At 59.0% G+C, this 16,050-nt stretch carries 15 protein-coding genes; 8 read left to right on the top strand and 7 right to left on the bottom strand.

Going from position 1 to position 16,050, the window contains the following annotated elements; translation table 11 throughout:
• Positions 1 to 67: 67 nt before the first annotated feature.
• Complete coding sequence (locus ACSQ83_RS26750; protein WP_436230230.1) at positions 68 to 718, bottom strand: glutathione S-transferase family protein; 651 nt, start codon at positions 716 to 718, stop codon at positions 68 to 70.
• 115 nt (positions 719 to 833) lie between these two features.
• On the opposite strand from ACSQ83_RS26750, the gene ACSQ83_RS26745 reads away from it, so the two are divergent.
• On the top strand, positions 834 to 1,736 hold the full coding sequence (locus ACSQ83_RS26745) for a LysR family transcriptional regulator (RefSeq protein WP_436230229.1): 903 nt from the start codon (positions 834 to 836) through the stop codon (positions 1,734 to 1,736).
• A gap of 2 nt (positions 1,737 to 1,738) precedes the next feature.
• Here the strand turns inward: ACSQ83_RS26745 and ACSQ83_RS26740 are convergent, their stop codons facing one another.
• On the bottom strand, positions 1,739 to 2,986 hold the full coding sequence (locus ACSQ83_RS26740; protein ID WP_436230228.1) for an acyl-CoA dehydrogenase family protein: 1,248 nt from the start codon (positions 2,984 to 2,986) through the stop codon (positions 1,739 to 1,741).
• A gap of 656 nt (positions 2,987 to 3,642) precedes the next feature.
• On the opposite strand from ACSQ83_RS26740, the gene ACSQ83_RS26735 reads away from it, so the two are divergent.
• Together ACSQ83_RS26735 and ACSQ83_RS26730 are read left to right on the top strand one after the other, a co-directional pair.
• Positions 3,643 to 4,923, top strand: a complete 1,281-nt coding sequence (locus tag ACSQ83_RS26735; protein ID WP_414969686.1) for a lactonase family protein — start codon at positions 3,643 to 3,645, stop codon at positions 4,921 to 4,923.
• Positions 4,924 to 5,040: 117 nt separating this feature from the next.
• Positions 5,041 to 5,955 (top strand): LysR family transcriptional regulator, encoded by a 915-nt coding sequence (locus ACSQ83_RS26730; protein ID WP_414950475.1) that lies wholly within the window; start codon positions 5,041 to 5,043, stop codon positions 5,953 to 5,955.
• 5 nt (positions 5,956 to 5,960) lie between these two features.
• Here ACSQ83_RS26730 and ACSQ83_RS26725 read toward each other — a convergent pair whose 3' ends face one another.
• Positions 5,961 to 6,623 (bottom strand): peroxiredoxin-like family protein, encoded by a 663-nt coding sequence (locus ACSQ83_RS26725; RefSeq protein ID WP_414950474.1) that lies wholly within the window; start codon positions 6,621 to 6,623, stop codon positions 5,961 to 5,963.
• Between the two features lie 286 nt (positions 6,624 to 6,909).
• Here ACSQ83_RS26725 and ACSQ83_RS26720 point away from each other — a divergent pair, with 286 nt between their 5' ends.
• Positions 6,910 to 7,677, top strand: coding sequence for an SDR family NAD(P)-dependent oxidoreductase (locus ACSQ83_RS26720; RefSeq protein ID WP_414950473.1), 768 nt, complete (start codon positions 6,910 to 6,912; stop codon positions 7,675 to 7,677).
• 154 nt (positions 7,678 to 7,831) lie between these two features.
• Positions 7,832 to 8,119, top strand: a complete 288-nt coding sequence (locus tag ACSQ83_RS26715; RefSeq protein WP_414950472.1) for a DUF1330 domain-containing protein — start codon at positions 7,832 to 7,834, stop codon at positions 8,117 to 8,119.
• 252 nt (positions 8,120 to 8,371) lie between these two features.
• Here the strand turns inward: ACSQ83_RS26715 and ACSQ83_RS26710 are convergent, their stop codons facing one another.
• Together ACSQ83_RS26710 and ACSQ83_RS26705 are read right to left on the bottom strand one after the other, a co-directional pair.
• The gene (locus ACSQ83_RS26710) at positions 8,372 to 8,698 is read right to left on the bottom strand and encodes a hypothetical protein (RefSeq protein ID WP_414969685.1); all 327 of its coding nucleotides are present in this window, start codon (positions 8,696 to 8,698) and stop codon (positions 8,372 to 8,374) included.
• A gap of 55 nt (positions 8,699 to 8,753) precedes the next feature.
• Positions 8,754 to 10,343 (bottom strand): alpha-amylase family glycosyl hydrolase, encoded by a 1,590-nt coding sequence (locus ACSQ83_RS26705; RefSeq protein WP_436230227.1) that lies wholly within the window; start codon positions 10,341 to 10,343, stop codon positions 8,754 to 8,756.
• A gap of 48 nt (positions 10,344 to 10,391) precedes the next feature.
• Between ACSQ83_RS26705 and ACSQ83_RS26700 the strand changes: the two genes are divergently transcribed.
• A complete protein-coding gene (locus ACSQ83_RS26700) occupies positions 10,392 to 12,056 on the top strand; it encodes an alpha-amylase family protein (protein WP_436230226.1) in 1,665 nt (554 codons plus the stop codon).
• 70 nt (positions 12,057 to 12,126) lie between these two features.
• On the opposite strand, the gene ACSQ83_RS26695 is transcribed toward ACSQ83_RS26700, so the two are convergent.
• Positions 12,127 to 12,954, bottom strand: a complete 828-nt coding sequence (locus ACSQ83_RS26695) for an SDR family NAD(P)-dependent oxidoreductase (protein WP_436230225.1) — start codon at positions 12,952 to 12,954, stop codon at positions 12,127 to 12,129.
• Positions 12,955 to 13,088: 134 nt separating this feature from the next.
• Between ACSQ83_RS26695 and ACSQ83_RS26690 the strand changes: the two genes are divergently transcribed.
• The gene (locus ACSQ83_RS26690) at positions 13,089 to 13,607 is read left to right on the top strand and encodes a MarR family winged helix-turn-helix transcriptional regulator (RefSeq protein ID WP_436230224.1); all 519 of its coding nucleotides are present in this window, start codon (positions 13,089 to 13,091) and stop codon (positions 13,605 to 13,607) included.
• Positions 13,608 to 13,986: 379 nt separating this feature from the next.
• On the opposite strand, the gene ACSQ83_RS26685 is transcribed toward ACSQ83_RS26690, so the two are convergent.
• Positions 13,987 to 15,114 carry an aminotransferase class V-fold PLP-dependent enzyme gene (locus ACSQ83_RS26685; RefSeq protein WP_436230223.1) on the bottom strand — a complete coding sequence of 376 codons (1,128 nt, stop codon included), beginning with the start codon at positions 15,112 to 15,114 and terminating at the stop codon, positions 13,987 to 13,989.
• 192 nt (positions 15,115 to 15,306) lie between these two features.
• Between ACSQ83_RS26685 and ACSQ83_RS26680 the strand changes: the two genes are divergently transcribed.
• Positions 15,307 to 16,035, top strand: coding sequence for a transporter substrate-binding domain-containing protein (locus ACSQ83_RS26680; protein ID WP_436230222.1), 729 nt, complete (start codon positions 15,307 to 15,309; stop codon positions 16,033 to 16,035).
• Positions 16,036 to 16,050 lie beyond the last annotated feature (15 nt).

Below are 16,050 nucleotides of genomic sequence, written 5' to 3'. Positions count from 1 at the left end.
CCGGTATCAGAGAAGTGTATGCCGTGCGGAAGATAAGTGCGCGCGGGAGTTAAGCGGCTTATGTGAGTTACGCGGTCTCGGCGAGCAGGCCAGCCTTGGTCGCGGGCATCGCGATGAAACGCGGCAACGCCTCGACGCGTTTCAGCCACGCGCGCAAATGCGGGTACGGTTCGAGCGAGATGCCGCCTTCGGGCGCGTGAGCGATGTACGTATAAACGGCAATGTCCGCGATGGTCGGCGTTTGTCCCACGGCGAACGGTTTGTCGCGAAACTCGGGATCGATGATCTCGAAGAGGTCTTCTGCCATCTTCTTGGCGGTCGCATAGTCCTTCGGCGCGCCGAATACCGTGACCAGTCGCGCGGCACAGGGACCGTACGCAATCTTTCCTGCTGCCAGCGACAACCAGCGTTGCACCGCCGCCGCGCCGGCCGGATCCTCCGGCAACCACGACGCATCGCCGTATTTGCGCGCGAGGTAGACCAGGATCGCGTTGGAATCGGACAGCACAACATCGCCGTCCTCGATCACCGGTACTTCGCCGAACGGATTAAGTGCCAGATGCGCCGGCTTGCGGTTATCGCCGGCTTTCATGTTGAGTTCGATGGTGGTGAACGGCAGGTCGAGCAATGTCAGGAACAGCTTCGCCCGATGTCCATGGCCAGAAAGCAATGTGGTGTGGAGACGTATGGGCTGAAGGGGTTTGGGCGGCGTGGGCATGATCGACTCTGTAAAGGTTTGAACCGGGTTTTCAATGAAGCCAGCATAAAGCGCCGCATTGAACATGAGAAGACGGATAATGCTGGTTACACAATCCTCTTTAAGTGGACAATCCATGACTAGCCTGAGCGCTGTGAACCTCAACCGGCTGGTGGTTTTCGCGGCGGTGGTGGAGGCAGGTTCGCTGACGGCCGCGGCCGACCGTCTCGGCATAGCGAAGACCATGGTGAGTACGCACATGCAGCGTCTGGAGGCGGAGGTCGGGGCGACCTTGCTCATGCGTACCACGCGCCGGGTTAGCGTGACCGAGGCGGGCAGGACGTTCTACGAAGCGAGCCGGCAGATCCTGAGCGCCACCGAAGAAGCCATCTCAGCGCTGGCGCAGGAGTCCGGCGTGCTGCGGGGAACGTTGCGCGTGGCGACGCCTATTGACTATGGCGCAAGCGTGATCGCGCCCGTACTCGTCGGGCTGCAGCAAGACCATCCGGAACTCAGGATTGAACTGGTATCGGCGGACCGGCAGGTGGATCTGGTCGCCGAATCAGTCGATGTCGCGATCCGGCTCGGGCGGCTGGCGGACTCGAGTCATCGCGCAGTGAAGATCGGCGGCTTCGTGAAATGGCTCGTCGCGAGTCCCGCATTTGTCGCGCAATGGGGCAAGCCGACCACGCTAGAAGCAGTCGTGAAATTGCCGTTCGTCGCTATGTCCGCTTTGCAGAAGCCGTTGGTCGTACCGCTCGAAAGCACGCGCGGCGGCAAGCGGACCGTGCGCTTCAGTCCCGGATTTTTCGCCGACACCGCGCCGACCTGTCGGGCGGCAGCATTGGCCGGCGGCGGCGTGGCTTACCTGACGGATTTCTCGATTGGAGAGGACGTTGAAGCGGGACGGCTGGTGCGCTTGCTGCCGGCGTGGTCATCGCCGCCCGCGGGTATTCACGCCATCTTTCCTTCGGCACGTTATCCCGTGCCGAAGGTGCGTGTGTTTATCGATGCACTGAAAGCGCATCTGGAGACATGAGCTTAAGTGGATGCCGGTCCCGGTCCCGGGCCTGCCCCGATCTGCCAGACGTAAATGGGTTCTTTCCGGTTGATCGACCAGTCGCCAACAAGTTTGGCTTTGTACGCGATCGGGTTATGCGACGAGACCGCGCGCGCATTGCGCCAATGGCGATCAAGCGCCTTGCCGCCACCAATAGCCGATGCACCCAGCGCATCGAATAAATGGGTCGAGGCGCGCAACGCAAGTTCTGTCGCCACGATCTGTCCTTTCGCCGACTCTATTTCGGCCTCAATGTTGAAGCGCTTTTCGGCATCGACTTCATCGGCAAAACGCGCCTCATACGCTCGCTGCGCCGGCTCCGTTGCGCGCAACGCGATCGCTTCCGCGGCATAGGCCCAGGCCGCGATTTCTCCAACCACTTGCTGAATCTGAACGTCCTGGCTGACATGCGGCGCATTGCCGTGGCTATAGATACGCTTGCGTGCGCGCACTTCCGCCGCTGCATCGAGTTCAGCCGCCCGGGCAATGCCGGCCAGCGTCGCAAGATGGAACAGTTGATAGAACGCGGTCTGATATTTAAAGCGCCGCGCGAAGTCGACAACATGACCCGGTTCGACCACCGCGTCCTTGAACACCGTGGTGCCGCTGCCCGTGGTGCGCTGGCCGAAACCATCCCAGTCGTCGCTTAGCGTCACGCCCGGCTGCTTCGCGGCCACCGCGACAATGACGTCGCTATTGTCTTCAGCGCGCTGCGCATAGACGTCGATCCAGTCCGCGAAAATGCTGCCGGTGCTGTAGTACTTCTCGCCGTTCAAGACCCAGCGGCCGCCTTGTTTCGATACTTGCGTGTTGACGCTGCCCAGTACAACGTTGCCGACTTCCGTCCACGCATTGCCGAACAGGTCGCCGCGCACGAAACGTGCAAACCACTGATCGCGTTCGGCGCCTGGCGGCGCGTTGACCACGTCCTCGACGAAAGCAAAGTGGCCGCGCAACGCTTGCGGGAGATTCGAATCGGCAGCGCCAAGCTCGATCAGCAAACGAAACAATTGCTTGATGGAGACACCGGCGCCGCCATGCGATACAGGCACGCGCAGCGCGCCGAAACCCGCTTGCTTAAGCTCCGCAATCTGATCGTAGGGCAAGGTCCTGAGCTGGTCGCGTTCAACCGCACCTGCGGCAATGTGTTCGAAAATGGGCCTGAAGCGGCTGGCGACACTTTCGTAATCCGCTCCAACCGATAACGCGACAGGCGGCAGTTGTGTCATGTCGAAAATCCTTGGGTGTTGTTGATAACGAGGCGAACGGCGGGCTAACACGCTGATTCAAGCGCGAAGGTCTTCAAATCTAGCCGATCGACTCCGCGCGCGTTAGATCGTTTTCCGCAATGTTTATCGGCTTGGTATTTATTGCGGCCGATGGATAGTTGCATTGCGTTGATATCGCTGTTGCAGCGTCGATTTTCTTTGCCGCTTCGCAAATAGTTTCACTAGCTGATTTGCTAAGTAATCCTGTATATATGGCCGTTTCTTGGTTCACTGCCTTATTGCGGCGGAACCAGTTTCAACGGCTGATGCAGACCCCGTGCGGGGCATGCCGCGACGGGGATGTCGAGTGCTTTTGTCTAGTTGACGCGTCGACATTGCATGCTAGAATTATCTTCAATTAAAACATATATTCCATAATTAAGGAATTAAACATCAGGGACGCTCACTCATTCAAGCGACGCATTGTCGGTGCGATGGCCGACGCGAACGAAGGCCACAGCGGGCGCCGGCGGCAACTGCTGCGCGGGCGCGAAGCGCTGTGATGCTGAAGCCCGCGAATCAACCTTTCAACACTTGCACCTTTCGCAAGACGGTTATCTCTGTAGCGGCGCTCATATTCACTTGGGGGCTGTTGGTCATCATCCAGGAGGCAAGCAATGAGCAAAGTTCGAAATCGAAATCTTGATGTCCATGCATCGCAACCACGACGTGTCTGGCTCAAACGCGTGAGCGCGCTGGCAGCCATGTCGGCCATGGGGTCGCTCTCGATTGCTCGCCCCGCGCAGGCGGCGAGTGCGGCCACCAAAACGAGGACGGGCGTGCCGCTATTCGCGTACGTTGGCACCTATACGCCTAATGGTCTTGGCATCCATCGCTTTCAAGTCGACACGGCCACCGGCAAGCTTGCCCCGCTAGAGCCGGTACGCGGTATCGAGAACCCGAGCTGCCTCGTCGTAGACCCGCACCAGCGTTTCCTGTTTGCCGTAAGCGAGGTGAAAAACTACAGCGGCACCGCGAACGGTTCGGTCAGTGCCTACGCAATCGACCAGGCTACCGGGTCATTGCATCTGATCAACACGGTCAATTCGCAAGGCGCCGGACCGGTGTATCTGAGTCTGCATCCGAGCGGCCGCTTCCTGCTGGTCGCAAACTACAACAGCGGAAGCATCGCGGTATTTCCGGTGGCGAGCGACGGCACGTTGGGCGACGCCTCTTCCGTGCAACAGCCACAGGCCCCCGCAGGCGCGCAACACGCGGCAGAAGGCGTCCCTGGGAGCTTTGCAGTGAGCGACCATGACGGTTCGCACGCGCACAATATTGTGTCGTCGCCGGATGGGCGCTTTGTGATTTCGACTGACCTCGGTGTCGATCGGACCTATGTCTGGAAGTTCGATGAAGCTACTGGAAAGCTGTCGCCGAACGACCCACCGTTCGTCGCCGCTTCGGCAGGCGCGGGGCCGCGACATGTCGTGTTCCATCCAAGCGGCAGGTACCTGTACGAAGTCACCGAGGAAGCATCGACCCTGGTCTGCTACGCCTACGACAGCGCGCGCGGCGTGCTGACACAATTGCAATCCGTCTCCACGCTGCCAGCCGCCTACCAGGGCACGAGCTTCGCATCGGAAATTCTGCTTTCACACGACGGCCGCTTTATCTACGTGGCGAACCGTCTTCATGACACGATCGTCCAGTTTCGCGTGGGCACGGACGGCCATCTGACGCGCGTGGGTGAGATTCCGACCGGCGGCGATTATCCGCGGGTGATCAAGTTTGATCCGTCGGGCCGGTTCTTGTATTCACTGAATCAACGCAGCGATCACATCGCGATCTTTGCCGTCGATGCCGCCAGCGGCAAGCTTCGATTCACCGGCACCTACGTGGCGGTCGGGAGCCCATCGGATATTACCTTCGCGTCTCCGGCCAGCGCAGGACAGTAGCGCACAACACGCGGTCCGGACGCGCGGCACCTCGGGACTCCGGCGTCAAAGGCGCCATGCACCGATGCTCGGTAGACTGTGCTACTTGATTCAGAACAGTTTGCAGGAGAGCCGTACATGGACCGCATGACCGCGATGGAAACGTACGTCACCGTAGTCGACGCAGGGTCATTTTCTGCCGCGGCTCGCCGGCTGAAATTGGGCCAGCCGGCGGTCTCGAAGTCGATAGCGCAACTCGAAGAGCATTTGGGCGCGCGACTCCTGCTCAGGTCAACGAGGGGCCTGACGCCAACGGATGCCGGCCAGCGATTCTACGAGCACGCCCGTCGTGCAATCGATGAAGCCGATCAGGCCGAGCAGTCAGTACGCGAATCGTCGGACGGGCTTTCGGGGCGCTTGCGCATTGGTGCGGCCGTCACGTTCGCACGGCTGCATGTTTTGCCCGCGCTCAAGACCTTTCTTGACCAGCATCCAAAACTCAGTATCGACATCATCCTCGACGATCGCTCTATCGATTTGCTCGAACAGGGCGTCGATGTCGCGCTTCGCATGGGGACGCTCGATGACTCGACCATGACTGCACGGCGCATCCTGCGTGGACGTCGACTGGTGGTGGGAACGCCGCGCTATTTTGCGGAAGCCGGCATTCCGACGACGCCTGCTGAACTAAGCCGGCACCAGGCGATCGTTTATTCGCTGCGAGGCGGCGGCGAGTCGTGGTCGTTCAGCCGCGATGATGGCTCCCAGGTCGCCGTGGTCGTTTCAGGCCGGGTAAGCGTGAGCGCTGCAGAAGGCATGCGCACTGCGGTGCTGGGGCATGTGGGTCTGGCGGTCGCGTCGGAATGGATGTTCTCCCCCGAACTCGCCGATGGCACCGTGCAAGCCGTTCTCACCGAATGGACGCTGCCGCCCATCGATGTCTGGGCAGTCTTTCCGTCCGGCCGCATGGCGACAACCAAGGCGCGGGCTTTCGTCGCTTTCGTCGAGCATCTGCTGGGTGAAGGGGGTGCTGGTACTGAATTCGACCGGTAATTTTCTTACGCCTTCGTAGCGGCCTTTTCGAGGACCGGGAACATGTCGCTCGGATCAGGGCGGCGCGTATAGTCCGGATTAACTTCGGAGTACAGCACGATACCGTCTTGCCCAATGATGTAGCGCGCGGGCATAGGCAGGGTCCAACTGGCATCGTCGTTGAACGACGGGAGATTATTTCCCAGGAGTTCGTATAAATCGACGAGGTACTCCGGCAGCCTGAAGCGCAGGCCGAATGCCGCGCTGATCTCGCCGCGGACATCGCTCAGCACCGGGAAGCTCAACCTGTTTTCGCGCACCGACTTGCGGTGATTAACCAGCGTCTGCGGCGAGATAGCGACCACGTTCGCGTTATGGGTGCGAATCCGCGGCAGCACTTCGTTGATCGCCTGAAGTTCAAGGTTGCCGTACGGACACCAACCTCCACGATAGAAGGTCACCACAAGCGGTCCCTGCGTGAGCAGATCGGCCGACGAGACGTCGTTAGCGTTCTGATCCTTCAGCGTGAATTGCGGCGCTCGGTCACCGGCCTTGATGGCGTGGCCAGCCTGACCGCTCGCAGCCAGTTCGGCAGTCGCGCGCGCCATGATGAGCTGGATTTCCGGCGGCTTGCCGGCCTTAGCCTTGAAGTTGGCCTTGAAAGCGTCGAGTCTGTCTTGCAGTGCCATCGCGAATCTCCTTGAGTGATTGAGGCTCTTGCGTACCGGCAAGGCGAACGGGTCGGCGCGTTACGCGCCCCGCTCACGATAGCCACACATTGAAGCGCTCAGGTCAGCAGCAGAAGACGTCTTCCCCGGATAACAGCTATTCCTCGCACATGACTACCGCGTGTCCCGCCACGAGCAGACGATACGCATCAACCAGTGCACGACTGCATTGGCGCACATGCAGCAATCGGCTAGCGCCTTCGCCTAAGCATGTGAGCGAACCTTTCAAAACACTATCGAGGTAATCATGACCCAAGCTCTTAAAGGCAAACTTGCACTCGTGACCGGCGCTTCTCGTGGCATTGGCGCGGCTATCGCAACCCGTCTCGCACGGGACGGCGCATCGGTGATCGTCCACTACGCATCGAGTCCGGAGCGTGCAGCGAACATCGTCAAGGCGATCCGCGATGCGGGCGGCGAGGCCGAAGCAGTCGGCGCCAATCTGGCAAAGCCCGAGGGTGTCAAGGCGCTGACTGATTCGTTGAATGGAGTCTTCGGCGGGAAGTTCGAAGGCCGGCTGGACATCCTCGTCAACAATGCAGGCACCGTCGAATACGGACCGTTCCTCGAGTCGTCGGATACGTCCTATGACACGCACTTCAATCTGAATGTGCGGGCGCCGATCGAACTGGCGAAGGACGCGGCGAAACGCATGATCAAGACGGGCTGGGGGCGCATCATTAATGTGGGCTCCGCTTTCGGTGAAGCTGCGCCGCTGCCGGGCGTAACGCTTTATATCGCGTCGAAATTCGCCATTCGCGGTTTCACACGCGGTCTTTCGCGCGAACTCGGGCAATTCGGTGTGACGGTCAATGCAGTTCAGCCCGGCCCGATCGACACCGAACTGGCTCCTCAGCCCGGAACGGAAGCGCATGCCACGATGACCAAACTCGCTAGCGTTGGCCGCTTCGGTAAGCCTGAAGAAATCGCGGCGGCAGTAGCGTATCTGGCGAGCCCGGAAGCAGGCTACACCACCGGCGAAAGTCTGACGGTCGATGGCGGGTGGATTGCCTGAGGAAGGGAAGAGCGGTTTCTTTAGCCTGATCTGAAGCGCGTGCGGGTGCGAAAGCATTTGCACGGCGCACCGGGCGTAATCGCTGGAATTCAGTAGACTGAGCGGTGTAGTCAGCGTGTTAGACCCTTCACCTATTTTTTCAGGAGCAACAAGCATGGCCACGTATATCGTTTTTACGCGAGAAAGCACACAGGACCAGTCCGAACTCGACACTTACCAGGCCAACGTGGGCGCGTCCTTTGCCGGTCATCCGCTGAAGGTTCTTGCCGCTTACGGACCGCAACAGGTGCTCGAAGGGTCGGCGCCTGAGGGCGTCGTTATTATCGAATTCCCGGATACCGCCTCTGCCCGTGCCTGGTATGACAGCCCGGCATATCAAACGGTCGTGCAGCATCGCTTCAAGGGTGCGACCTATCGGGCTGTTCTTGTCGAGGGAGTGTAGAACCTACGACGCGCAAACATGCACGGAGCATCTTGATTCGCTCACGCTCGTCATCCGCCCACCGGCTTTCATGTCGGTCGGCGGTTAGACGAAATTCTTTTTTGCCAAGCGTTCGTCCCGTTACAGGGATATCTAGGTCGGAATGAGCGGTAAGGCTACCATTCGCCGCAGATAATCAGGATGCCGAAGCGCTCTCAGTAGCGCAGTGGCTCCGACTCCGGCGTCACAGCTTTTGGAACCGGCCAAACAAGGTCATTTTGCGTTCGAAGCGCGCCGATGCTTGAGCCAGACGAGCCCGAACAACACAAGGCTAATGGTGGTAAGAATCGCGCCTGCGACCATGCAAATGGGAGTGAGCGCGGGGAAGAAGTCTCCGCTTTTGTCACGTGTGAAAGCCCAGGCGCCGCCATCAAGCATCAGCCCGCAAAATCCGGTGGCGACTGCAGGTTCGATGCCGCTAGACCCAGTCGGCAGTTTCCGAGGCAAGTCGGGTACCGGTTCGCGTTTAAAGGGTGACGTATTGGCGTGTGGCTCGTCAGCAGGGTGTTCTGAAGGCATGGCATTGGCGACATTGATCAAGGGTGCCAGTGTATAGCGGTAGCGACATCTTCGCGCGCTCGCAAACCAAGCGGGTTCAACTTTCCGGCGAAACACGAATGACTACTCCTTCGTCTCCGGCAAGGAGCAAGGTGGTTCCAGCGATCTGTTTACCCTCATGACCTTCCATGGCCGACAGCACCACGGTCCCTTGAGGTATTTCAATCGATGCATCCGTTCCGGCCATATTCAACGCGACGAAAAGCCGTTCACTGCCCACGTGTCGTTCATAGGTCAATACGTTAGCGCCCGCCATGACTCTTTCAATCGCTCCTTCCACCAAGGCCGGCTCGCTTCTGCGCAACGCTAGCAAGCGCTTATAAAACGTTAGCATCGACGATGTTGCGCGATCCTGATCAATGACGTTGACGCTATCACCACCGCTAACTGGCAACCACGGCACACCACTCGAAAACCCGGCTTTCGGTGATCCATCCCATTGCATGGGTGTCCGTTCAGGGTCGCGACCCTGACCAATGCCAGGCTGTCGCAACTCGGCAGGATCCTGCACGCGATCGGGCGGGATCACCCCGTTAGTCATGCCGATTTCATCGCCGTAATAGAGCGTAGGCGTGCCGCGTAGCGTAAGCAGCAACATTGCCGCGACTCGCGCCTGGCGCGCGCCGATGCGTGTCGCGACACGCGGGTTGTCGTGATTGCCGAGCACCCAGTTTGGCCATGCATGCAAAGGCAGCGCATGGTCGTAGTCGGACACGATCCGCGCAATCTCCGCCGCGTTCCAGGGCGCGCCGATCAGCTGAAAGTTGAACGGCATGTTCGCGCCGTCGCCGTTCGGTCCGTAGTAGCTGACAAGCTGAGGCACGGGCAAATAAATCTCGCCAACCAACACACGTTCACCGTATTCGTCGAGCGTCGCGCGCATCGACCGGACGATGTCATGAACTTCAGGCTGATCTTCCGTATAGGTTTGCAGTTGCCGATGATGATCGGGCTCGCCCGCCTTGAACTCGGGGTTCGGCGGATTGTCGCGGAAGAGGGCATCCTTGATGAGCAGCCAAAGTACATCGACGCGAAAACCATCGACGCCCCGATCCAGCCAGAACCGCAACACGTCGTCCATTTCTTTGCGTACGTCGGCATTGCGCCAGTTGAGATCGGGCTGTTCGCGCAGGAACGCGTGATAGTAATATTGGCCCGTTAGGGCGTCCCATTCCCACGCTGAGCCGCCCATGCGGCTCAGCCAGTTGTTGGGAGGCCCGCCATCGGGCGCGGGATCGCGCCATAGGTACCAATCGCGCTTCGCGTTATCGCGTGATGATCGACTCTCGGTGAACCACGGATGTTTGTCGGAGGAATGATTGGGAACGAAGTCGAGCAAGACCTTCAGGCCCAATTCGTGCGCATGTGCGACGAGCCGGTCAAAGTCGCCGAGCGTCCCGAACACAGGCGCGATCGCGCAATAGTCGGCGACGTCGTAACCGAAGTCGACCATGGGCGATGGATAGACAGGCGAGATCCATACGGCGTCTACGCCAAGCGTGGCGAGGTATTCCAGGCGCGCCGTGATACCCGCAAGATCGCCGATGCCGTCGCCGTTTTTATCCTGGAAGGATCGCGGATAGACCTGATAGATCACCCCTCGCTGCCACCACGCCAATTTTGACATTTCGTTCCTCGAATGACCGCACAGGTTGGACCCAACGAGCAGGCTTAAATGCTAAACGATCTCTGGTACAAGAATGCAATCGTCTATTGCCTCTCGGTAGGCACGTTCATGGACGCAAACGGCGACGGCGTGGGTGACTTCCAGGGCCTTATCCGTCGCCTTGATTATCTGCAAGGCCTCGGCGTTACCACTATCTGGCTGATGCCGTTCCAGCCGTCGCCCGGCCTCGATGCCGGCTACGACATCTCCGACTATTACAACGTCGATCCCCGCTACGGCACGCTGGGCGATTTCGCCGAGTTCGCGCATGCGTGCCATCAACGCGGCTTGCGAGTCATGATCGATCTCGTGGTCAACCACACGTCCGATCAGCACGCATGGTTCCGCGAAGCACGTAGCGATCCTGACTCGAAATATCGCGACTGGTATGTATGGTCCGAGAAGAAACCACGCAACGCCAAGGATGGAATCGTGTTTCCGGGCGTTCAGAAATCGACATGGACTTACGACAAGCGAGCGGCGCTTTGGTACTTCCATCGCTTCTACGATTTTCAACCGGACTTGAATACGGCCAACCCGCATGTGCAGGCGGAAATATTGAAGGTGATGGGTTTCTGGATTCAACTTGGCGTGTCGGGTTTCCGGATGGACGCAGTGCCCTTCGTGATATCGACGAAGGGGGCCAAGGTGACGAAGCCAGTCGAGCAGTACAACATGCTGCGCACTTTCCGCGAATTCCTGCAGTGGCGCAAGGGCGACGCGATCATCCTGGCGGAGGCGAATGTGTTGCCTGATACCGACCTGGAGTATTTCGGCGATGACGGCGAGCGTCTTCAGATGATGTTCAATTTCCAGGTCAACCAGAATACGTTCTACACGCTGGCGAGCGCGGATACGGCGCCGCTGAAGAAGGCGTTGCTGGCGACCAGGCCGCGCCCCGCAACGGCGCAATGGGGCGTGTTCTTGCGCAACCACGATGAACTCGATCTAGGCCGCCTGACGCCTGAGCAACGCGCCACGGTATTCGCGGCCTTTGGGCCGGACCCGGATATGCAGCTATACGACAGGGGCATCCGCAGAAGGATTGCGCCCATGCTGTCCGGCGACCGCCGTCGTCTTGAGCTTGCTTACAGTTTGATGCTGACGCTGCCGGGCACCCCCGTCTTCCGATACGGCGATGAGATTGGCATGGGCGACGATCTGCGCTTGCCGGAACGTGAATGCGCCCGCACGCCGATGCAATGGTCCAGCGAGCCCCACGGAGGCTTTACCAAGCACGCGCGGCCCGTTGCAAGAGTCATCTCGGGTGGTCCTTACGGTTACGAACGGGTCAACGTGGCCGATCAGCGGCGCGATCCCAACTCGTTCCTGAACTGGACGGAGCGCCTGATCCGCATGCGCCGCGAAGTCCCCGAAATCAGTTGGGGCGACTTCGCGGTTCTGCGTGCTTCCCGCAACGAGGTCCTCGCGTTGCGCTACGACTGGCGCAACAATTCGGTCTTGTGCCTGCACAACTTCAGCGCCGAGGCGTGCACCGTGAAATTCAGGTCGGGCTGTACGAATCCCGACGAGGACATGCTCGTCAACCTTCTATCCGACGACCACAGCCAAGTCGGAGATGATGGCCGCCATAGCGTTGTTCTCGAGCCTTACGGATATCGGTGGTATCGCGTGGGTGGGCTCGACTATTTGCTCAAGCGCAGCGAAGTCTAATGCGTGCAAGGTCATTTTTTGGCCGCCGATGTCCGGGAAAAGAACAAGACAACAGCGTATTCCCCGTCTCTTAAAGATTACCGGCTTGAACAGACGGTCGCGTCACGCTGCCTGGTAGCGAGGGTGCTGGCTTACCGGTCTGAGTAGCAGCAAATAGAGCAGCGCGGGCCGCGTCATACTTCTCCCACAGGCTTTCATCGGCTACCGACGGCCACGTGAGTTTTTCACTCCGGTCGAAGCCGACCAGCGCGGCGTCGACCATGTTTTCGGCACTCATTACGTTATCCTGATTAAGCGTGGACAGAGGTACACCGGCCAGATCCCAGATCTCCGTTGCCGTCGCGGATGGCAGTACGATCTGCAGCCTGACGCCCGTCTCCGTCAGTTCGGCCTGAAGCCCTCGGCTGAACGCCACCACATAGGCTTTGGTGCCGCTATAGACAGCGCTGAATGGCAAAGAGTGCACCGACAACGCCGAGGCAACGTTGATGATGTCGCCTTCATTGCGGGTGAGAAAACTGGGCAGAACGGCGTGCGTCAGCTGCGTTAGCGCTGTGATGTTGAGCGCGACTTGCGCCATCGAGTTGCTGACCGACGCTTGCGCAAGGGGGCTAAAGTGCGCAAGGCCGGCGTTGTTGACCAGCAAGCGCACGCTAGCGTCGTTAGCCAGCACGTTTTCGACCTTGGCAAGATCGGCTTCGTCAGCGAGGTCGGCGACCAGTGTCTGGACCTTGACGCCGTGAGATGCCGACAGCTTTTCTGATAGTGCCAACAAGCGGTCTGCACGTCGCGCGACCAGGATGAGATCATAGCCGCGTGCAGCCAGACGATCGGCGTATACCGCGCCAATGCCAGACGATGCGCCAGTTACCACAGCGGTTTTGTTGCTAGCGGCCATTGCATTTCTCCAAGTCATTAAATCGAGTGCTCAACTAAATTAATTGAGGGCTCAAGTATATGGGTTTATACTAGGTGCGTGTCAATGAATTTCTGCTCATCCTTACTTGCGTCATGGAAATGACGTCAAACGATATGAAGAAACGAACCGGACCGGCTTCCGTCCGCAGCGAAGTCCCCGTTAGCTATGAAGACCTCGTATGTACTAACACCGCGCTGCGGAGGGCCGCGCGGCGATTGGGCAACCTGTACGACGATGCGCTTGCTCCCACTGGATTGAAGGCGACACAGCTTGGCTTGCTGGCTGAGATCCATCGGTGGGGAAACGCTAATGATGCTCAGGCGCCCACGCTTCAGGATCTGGCGGGCAAACTCGCCATTCAGATATCCGCTTTGACGCACGCGCTCCGGCCTTTGGTACGCGATGGTCTGGTGATGCTGCAGCCCGATGAGCAGGACGGGCGTACCAAGCGCGCGGCATTGACGGCCGTTGGTGACGCGCGGCTTGGCGAGGCGGCGGGGCACTGGTCGGCAGTGAATGAGCGGGTCGAGGCAGTGTTAGGCGCCGATTCCGCGGCCACGCTGCGTAAGTTGGCTGATCTGGTTGCGTCAGATGAATTTTTGGCGGCGTATAGCGAAAGTCAGATGGGGTGAGGGCGCTGGGCGGTTGCGGTTGCTTGATGGTTTTAGAGGCGGTTTATGGTAGCGGCGGAGGGTAGTTGGGCGTCGATGTAACCGGTACCGTTCCGTCAATGAGCGGCCAGAAAAGGCGCGTCTGCCCGGCGTGTGGATCGGACGTTTGCGATATCTGGTGGTCGCGCTGCTACGAATGTCCGCCGGTATGAAATTGAGTGAGTCTTTTTAACAATCGCGCCCGTTCAACCAATGCCTCCGAAGCTGCCATTCGCGAACTGGGACGACCTCGCCACCGTCCTTTAAGCCCGACATTACACATAGCTGCCCACCCCGTTCCACCCCCCCAAAGCATCGCGAGGACGAGCGCCACGCCCATCCTCCGCGCACAAAAACCGCCCTAAACAATCCGATCCACCGCCTTCGCGAGCCTCGCCACCGCACCTTCAACGTCTTGCAGTTTGTCCAAGCCGAATAATCCGATGCGGAAGGTCTTGAAATCTTCGGGCTCGTCGCATTGCAGCGGAACGCCGGGCGCGATCTGCAAGCCGGCATCGGCGAACTTCTTGCCGGATCGGATTCCGTCATCGTCCGTGTAGCTGACCACAACGCCCGGGGCCTCGAATCCCTCAGCCGCCACGCTCTTAAAACCCTTGTCAGCAAGAAGTGAGCGAACGCGCTTGCCGAGTTCGAGCTGCTCCGCTCTGACTTTATCGAAGCCGTATGTCTCGGTTTCTTTCATGATGTCACGCAGGATAGCGAGACCGTCGGTGGGCATCGTGGCGTGATACGCGAACCCGCCGTTCTCGTACGCTTCCATGATCTGCAGCCATTTGCGAAGATCGCAAGCGAAACTAGTGCTAGTCGTGCCGTCGATTCTTTCGCGAGCGAGTGGACTAAGCATCACCAGCCCGCAGCACGGTGACGCGCTCCATCCTTTTTGCGGCGCGCTGAGCAGGACGTCAACGCCGCACTCTTTCATGTCGACCCAGACCGTGCCGGAGGCAATGCAATCCAGTACCAACATGCCGCCGACGGCATGCACAGCGTCGCCCACCGCGCGCAAATAAGCGTCCGGCAGCATGATCCCGGATGCGGTTTCAACGTGCGGCGCAAAGACCAGATCCGGCTTGTTTTCCTTGATCGCCGCGACCACATCTTCGACTGGCGGCGGTGCATAGGCAGCCTGTCTCCCTTGTGCGACCGGACGCGCCTTCAGCACGATCGATTCAGACGGAATGCCGCCCATGTCGAAAATCTGCGACCAGCGAAAACTGAACCAGCCGTTGCGGATGATCAGACACTTCTTGTTCGTCGCGAATTGCCGCGCAACGGCTTCCATGCCGAATGTTCCGCTGCCGGGGACCACAACGGCCGCTTTCGCGTTGTAGACTTTTTTCAGGGAACCGGAAATATCGCGCATGACTCCTTGAAAGAGCTGCGACATGTGATTGATTGATCGGTCGGTATAAACGACTGAATATTCGAGAAGTCCCTCGCGGTCGACATCGGGAAGTAATCCTGGCATGTTTGTCTCCGGTTATAGGCGAATATAAGCATCGAAAGCAGATTCTAACGAAGCCACCCGTGGCTGAGTTAAAAAGGATTTGGCATTTTTGCAGTTGTATCAGATCACGAATGCCGCTCGATCGGGACATTGTTTTATTCGTTGGTTCACGCACGCATGAAGTTTTATGACGACGTTTTGCGAGACATGGCAATGAAGATAACGATTGCGTACATCGAAGAACCGCCGTTCGGCTGGACGGAAGCGGATCATGCTACCGGTGCTGACATTGATCTGGCGGGTACAGTGCTTCGCGCGATCGGAGTCACCCGGATCGAACATCACCTGACTACCTTCAGCGAACTGCTGCCTGGCGTCGAAGCCGGGCGCTGGGATATGAACGTTCCGCTTTTCGTTACACCTGAACGGGCCAGGCTAGTCGCATTCAGCTTGCCCGTATGGTCGATCGGAGACGGCTTCCTGATTAAGGCTGGAAATCCGAAAGCGCTCACCAGTTATGCGTCACTCGCAAAACGCGACGATGCGCGCCTCGGCATCATTGCCGGTCAGGTTCAACACGATTCAGCGAGAGCGTCAGGCGTAAGCGATGACCAGATAACCATCTTCGAGCACCAAGCCGATGCTATTGAAGCGGTTCGCTCGGGGGCAATCGATGCGTATGCGAGCACCGCGTTGGGCAATCGCATTCTCGCTGACCGTATCGGCGGTTCGGTGCTTGATGCAGTCGAGCACGCGCCGGGAACGAACGGCGCACAGCGAAATCTCCCGCTCGGAGCGTTCTCGTTTAGCAAGAAAAATAGCGCTCTGCTGAATGCGGTGAACGAACAACTTCGTCTATATCTGGGCTCGCCAGACCATCGCGATCGCATGGCAAAATTTGGCCTCACACGCAACGAGATCGATCCCGCTCTTGTCCGTTGAACTTCAAGAGCGGCC

Origin of the sequence: Caballeronia sp. LjRoot29 (genome assembly GCF_964252755.1) — a bacterium.
In the GTDB taxonomy this organism is placed as follows: domain Bacteria; phylum Pseudomonadota; class Gammaproteobacteria; order Burkholderiales; family Burkholderiaceae; genus Caballeronia.
Note: the sequence above shows the minus strand (reverse complement) of the source record. Positions and strands in the feature narration are given on the sequence as shown.

Bases quoted from the DNA above. Each gene is read 5' to 3' on its own strand.
- ACSQ83_RS26705 (WP_436230227.1), bottom strand. From the start codon at position 10,343: ATGTCAAAATTGGCGTGGTGGCAGCGAGGGGTGATCTATCAGGTCTAT.
- ACSQ83_RS26735 (WP_414969686.1), top strand. From the start codon at position 3,643: ATGAGCAAAGTTCGAAATCGAAATCTTGATGTCCATGCATCGCAACCA.
- ACSQ83_RS26680 (WP_436230222.1), top strand. From the start codon at position 15,307: ATGAAGATAACGATTGCGTACATCGAAGAACCGCCGTTCGGCTGGACG.
- ACSQ83_RS26685 (WP_436230223.1), bottom strand. From the start codon at position 15,114: ATGCCAGGATTACTTCCCGATGTCGACCGCGAGGGACTTCTCGAATAT.
- ACSQ83_RS26725 (WP_414950474.1), bottom strand. From the start codon at position 6,623: ATGGCACTGCAAGACAGACTCGACGCTTTCAAGGCCAACTTCAAGGCT.
- ACSQ83_RS26715 (WP_414950472.1), top strand. From the start codon at position 7,832: ATGGCCACGTATATCGTTTTTACGCGAGAAAGCACACAGGACCAGTCC.
- ACSQ83_RS26745 (WP_436230229.1), top strand. From the start codon at position 834: ATGACTAGCCTGAGCGCTGTGAACCTCAACCGGCTGGTGGTTTTCGCG.
- ACSQ83_RS26730 (WP_414950475.1), top strand. From the start codon at position 5,041: ATGGACCGCATGACCGCGATGGAAACGTACGTCACCGTAGTCGACGCA.
- ACSQ83_RS26700 (WP_436230226.1), top strand. From the start codon at position 10,392: ATGCTAAACGATCTCTGGTACAAGAATGCAATCGTCTATTGCCTCTCG.
- ACSQ83_RS26720 (WP_414950473.1), top strand. From the start codon at position 6,910: ATGACCCAAGCTCTTAAAGGCAAACTTGCACTCGTGACCGGCGCTTCT.
- ACSQ83_RS26690 (WP_436230224.1), top strand. From the start codon at position 13,089: ATGAAGAAACGAACCGGACCGGCTTCCGTCCGCAGCGAAGTCCCCGTT.
- ACSQ83_RS26740 (WP_436230228.1), bottom strand. From the start codon at position 2,986: ATGACACAACTGCCGCCTGTCGCGTTATCGGTTGGAGCGGATTACGAA.
- ACSQ83_RS26750 (WP_436230230.1), bottom strand. From the start codon at position 718: ATGCCCACGCCGCCCAAACCCCTTCAGCCCATACGTCTCCACACCACA.
- ACSQ83_RS26695 (WP_436230225.1), bottom strand. From the start codon at position 12,954: ATGGCCGCTAGCAACAAAACCGCTGTGGTAACTGGCGCATCGTCTGGC.